This window comes from Burkholderia sp. E168m23, from assembly GCF_016586125.1.
Classification (GTDB): domain Bacteria; phylum Pseudomonadota; class Gammaproteobacteria; order Burkholderiales; family Burkholderiaceae; genus Burkholderia; species Burkholderia orbicola.
The window spans coordinates 1-4,192 of record NZ_BCPP01000652.1 but is presented as its reverse complement, the minus strand read 5'-3'; the positions used below and the strand labels follow the sequence as shown (position 1 = coordinate 4,192).

Below are 4,192 nucleotides of genomic sequence, written 5' to 3'. Positions count from 1 at the left end.
GCCAGAATGAACGACGCCGATTTGGCGATCGACAGATGCACACGAGCCGACGACACCGGCTCGAGCGCCATAACACTCTGCGTCAGTTCGCCTTCGAGGCCACGCCGAAACCGAACGTCCTGCACGAACTGACTGACGCCCAGCGGATCGCTCTTGTCCACCTGCTCCAGCCCCTCCGGCAATTTGGCTACCACACCCTTGGCGGCCAGCATCATGCGCGCAGCACCGAGCTTCTGCTCCGGCACCAGCACCTGGCCACTGTCCGGGTGGATACGGTACGGAATGCCTTCGGCGTCCAGCGCGGCCATCATGTCGGCGGCGACCACGGTTTCCTGGGAGCCAAAAAGCGGTTTGTAGCGCGAGTCCTGACGATGCATCAGCATCATGGTCAGCGCGGCCAGGCTAATCGCCAGGATGACGATGGGCACCACTTTGGACAGCGCCGCGGGGGACGGCAATCGGAAATGGCCGGGAGGCGCGAAGCGCGCAATCTGAGCCTTGACTTGAGCAAGCACGTTTGCGGTCCTCATCAAACCTGCATCTTGATGATGTCGTCAAAAGCACTCATGACCTTGTTGCGCACCTGGACCATTGTGGAGAACGACAGGCTTGCCTGCTGGCTGGCAAGCATGGCGCCCACGAGGTCATCGCTGGCACCGGTTTCCACGGCGGTGACGAGATCGTCGGCGTGATGTTGTTGCGCATCCGCGCCACGCACGGCCTGCTTGAGTAAATCGGCGAAGCCTCCCGCGATGTCGGCAGAGGCGGCTTCGGTTTTCGGGTCATCGTTTTTTGGGATGACGGATTGGCGAATCGAATCGAGCATCGCGCTCGAGAGGTCGACAGTCATGGCGGCTCCAGATTGGCTATGGCACGGATTCTGGGACGTCATCCGTCGTAGAACGAGAATGTTCAACGAAACATTGATTGGCGCGCTAACGGCGGCCTGTCGCTACTTCTCGCGCTCCATCGGGCGGAGAACGACCATACGGCAAACGAGCCGGTACAAAACGGAGGAACAGGGTTCGGGGCGGCCCCGCGCCCGAGCGCCCGTGCCGTCAGACGTCAGGCCCTGGCAGTCAAGAGCACGACGTGCGGCTCACGTGCGCCCCCGGCGTCGCGCTATATGGCGAACCGGCAGTCACGCGCGGGCGCCGCAGTCATCGCCATCGTCGCAGGTCGGATTACGCTGACCGTTTCCAGCGATCCGACGCCTCGCTCTTTCGCCGAGATGCGCGGCAGGATCAGCTCGAACACGGTGCCGCCACCAAGTGCACTGTGCACGGCAACCGTGCCACCGTGTCTTTCGATCACGGCCTTGACGAAAGGCAACCCCAATCCGACGCTGGCGCTGCCGTCGGCCTTGCGCTCGGCCTGGAAGAACGGCTCGAACAGGCGACGGACCGTGTCGTCAGTCATGCCGATGCCGCTGTCAGTCACCTTCAGTACCAGTGCGCCTTCGCCAGCCGAGCCGATGGTGAGCGACACAACGGCACCAGGCGGCGAATACTTGATCGCGTTGTCCAACACGTTGACGACCGCACGCATGAGCATGTCACCATTTCCGCCAACGAGGGTGTCTTCGACCAAGAATGCCGGTTCGCGCAACACGACGCCCTTTTGCTCGGCGGCGAGCCAGTTCTGGTCGATCGCCTCTTCGGCCACCTCGCTCAATGCCACCGGTTCGAATTCGGTCCGATCGAGTCGTTCGGCACGGCTCAACTGCATGAAGTCCTTCGCAATACGTAGCGAGTATGAAGCCTGCTGCCGTAGATCGCTCAGGAAGGCGCGATCCGACTCCCCGTCCGGATTGCTGCCAACGGACGCGCCCCGGCGGTCGATCAACGACAGGATGGCCGTCAGTGGGCTGCGCAGATCATGGGCGATATGACGCAACATCCACTTGTCGTGCGAGACAAATCCCTTCAGATCGCAAAGGTCGATCAGACAAACCAGGTGGGACATCTGCATATCGCCGTCGGAAGAAGTATCCCCGCTCAGCCCACTCGACAGCCGTTCGCACATCAGCATATAGGTACGACCGCCCCATTCGATTTCACGACTGGTGTCTCCGCCCTTGCATACGCTCTCGGCCACGAGCCGCTCGACTTGCATGAATGGCAATCGAGCGTCGGACAGGTCACCCGCGGAGTCCTCGCGCATTAAAGTGGCAGCCTTCGCGTTCCACACGGCAACGTGGCCGCCCATCGTGAGAAAGACTGGATACGGAAACTGGTTGACCATGTCGACGTAGAGCTTTTGCCAGCCGCGCACCTGCAGCAACGCTGCCTTGATGCCGACCAGCTCGTCGGACCGCCCAGACGGCGCAGCGACCGCGGCGGCACCCTCTCGCGGATGGATCGCGGCGGCGATCGCTCCCCATTCGCGCAATTCGCCTCGCAACATCGAGAGCATGCGAGCATGTCGCTCCCACGCAAAAAAGCCGTAGATCAGCAGGCAAACAACCGGAAGCAGCCCCAGCGGCAACCAGATATGGAATACCAACATTCCCAGTGGAACGGCGAAGATCAGCGCGCCCCAGCCTAGCGCCGCCAGATGCACCGCCCGACCAGGCACAAACACGCAGATCAGCACGACGCCGAACGCGAGGACCAGATAGATCGACACCCCGACGACGGCGGGCGCTTCGCGCGCGAGATTGCCTGACGCCACGGCGTCGGCGATGAGCGCGTCGAGTTGTGAGCGCGTAACCTCGTGCGAGTTGAGCGACGAGATCTGGAACATCCCTCCGGCGCCCCACGCGTGACTACCAACGAATACCACCTTCCCATCAAACGCATCCGCAGGCACGCGTTGCTGCAGCACATCAATATCCGAATACTGCGTGAGGTGCATCGATGCCGGCAGCATTGTCATTACCGCCGGCGTGCGGGCGGCCCCGATCGACTGCGCGTATGGCCTGACGAAATCAACGACCGGCAACGGCGGCTCGATGCCCGCCACCCGCAGCGCGTCGAGCGCAACGTGTGCATAACGGACGCCTGCAGACAGACGGTAAGGTACGAAACCGCTCACCACACCGTAGTGGCCCATCGTAACGATTCGCTGGCTGCGCGCGGCAGCAAGCGAACTGAGTGCCGGCGGCAGCAAGCTTGAACAGCTTCCTGCGTGCCCAGCGAGGCCCGGCTCGACCAACACGGTATGCGAACATGCTCGCATGCCGGCGCGCAGACTCGAATAATCGAACCCGGGCCACAGCGGCAAATCGAGCGTGACGCTGCGCGCCTTCCCAAGGGCGCCGAGCAATTGCGCCAAATACGCGTCCATGCCATGCGGATCCAGTTGGGCGATCACCCCTTCGTCGATGTTGACCACCACCACCTGTTGCGTCGACCGATGCGCAACCACCTGCGCCATCATATCGAACAGCACACGATCAAGCGCGCCCGACACCACGCCGCTGCCGGGGCTACCGCTCAACGCAGCCAGCGCCAGCATCGCAAGGACCACAATGCCTCGCAAGGGGCCGATCGTCATCAAGCGGGAAATGAGTGCACGCATAGAGCCACCAGCTTGCTGCAAGCTCAATCCAGGTCGTTGTCGGCACCATCCGCCAACCGCTCGAGGCGATACCCGTAGCGATACACGCTCGAAATTCTGAGCCCGTTCGGACGCAGGCGAAGGCCGTTTCGCACCCGCGTGATATAGGTCGCCAACGTGCCGACATTCGACGAATCCGCAGCACCCCAAACTTGCTTGAGCAGCACATCGCGACTCACCACGCGTCCGGCGTGCGCGAACAGGTACAGCGCAATGGAAAATTCACGCTCAGGCAGCGAGACTTGCTCGCCGTCGGGCAACGTCGCCGTGCGCGTGGTCTCGTCCAGGACGAAGCCGGAAAATTTGATTTGCTGATTGCGCTGGACCCCCGGGTACCATTTGCGCAACTGGGCGATAACACGCGCAATCAACATTCGCTCGCTGATAGGCTTGACCAGATAGTCATCCGCCCCGCAGCTCAACCCGTGCAGGATGTCGCGCTCGTCGTCATGCTGAGTGAGCAACACAATGGGAATCAGATAGTCGACCCGCTTGCGCATGTCTATCAGCACGTCGATGCCGGTCATGCCGGGCACATCCCAATCGAGTAGAAGCATATCGACCTTCTCGTGGCCGATGCGGTCGATAAAGCGGCTGCCGTCGTGCTCGACAATAGCGTCGTAGCCCGCGG

3 protein-coding genes and 1 pseudogene are annotated in these 4,192 nt (G+C 62.0%); all 4 read right to left on the bottom strand.

The window, feature by feature from the left end; all coding sequences use genetic code 11:
- A pseudogene (locus JMF90_RS26760) lies at positions 1-530 on the bottom strand (flagellar M-ring protein FliF); the annotation flags it as partial.
- Positions 530-850 (bottom strand): flagellar hook-basal body complex protein FliE, encoded by a 321-nt coding sequence (gene fliE, locus JMF90_RS40265; RefSeq protein WP_054928531.1) that lies wholly within the window; start codon positions 848-850, stop codon positions 530-532. The gene fliE and the pseudogene JMF90_RS26760, both read right to left, overlap by 1 nt.
- A gap of 272 nt (positions 851-1,122) precedes the next feature.
- A complete protein-coding gene (locus JMF90_RS26750; protein ID WP_054928520.1) occupies positions 1,123-3,522 on the bottom strand; it encodes an ATP-binding protein in 2,400 nt (799 codons plus the stop codon).
- A 23-nt stretch (positions 3,523-3,545) separates the two neighbouring features.
- On the bottom strand, positions 3,546-4,192 hold a 647-nt coding region (locus JMF90_RS26745; RefSeq protein ID WP_201325633.1), incomplete at its 5' end, for a response regulator transcription factor.

Excerpts from the sequence above, each read along its gene's own strand:
- JMF90_RS26750 (WP_054928520.1), bottom strand. The coding sequence starts at position 3,522 with ATGCGTGCACTCATTTCCCGCTTGATGACGATCGGCCCCTTGCGAGGC.
- fliE (WP_054928531.1), bottom strand. The coding sequence starts at position 850 with ATGACTGTCGACCTCTCGAGCGCGATGCTCGATTCGATTCGCCAATCC.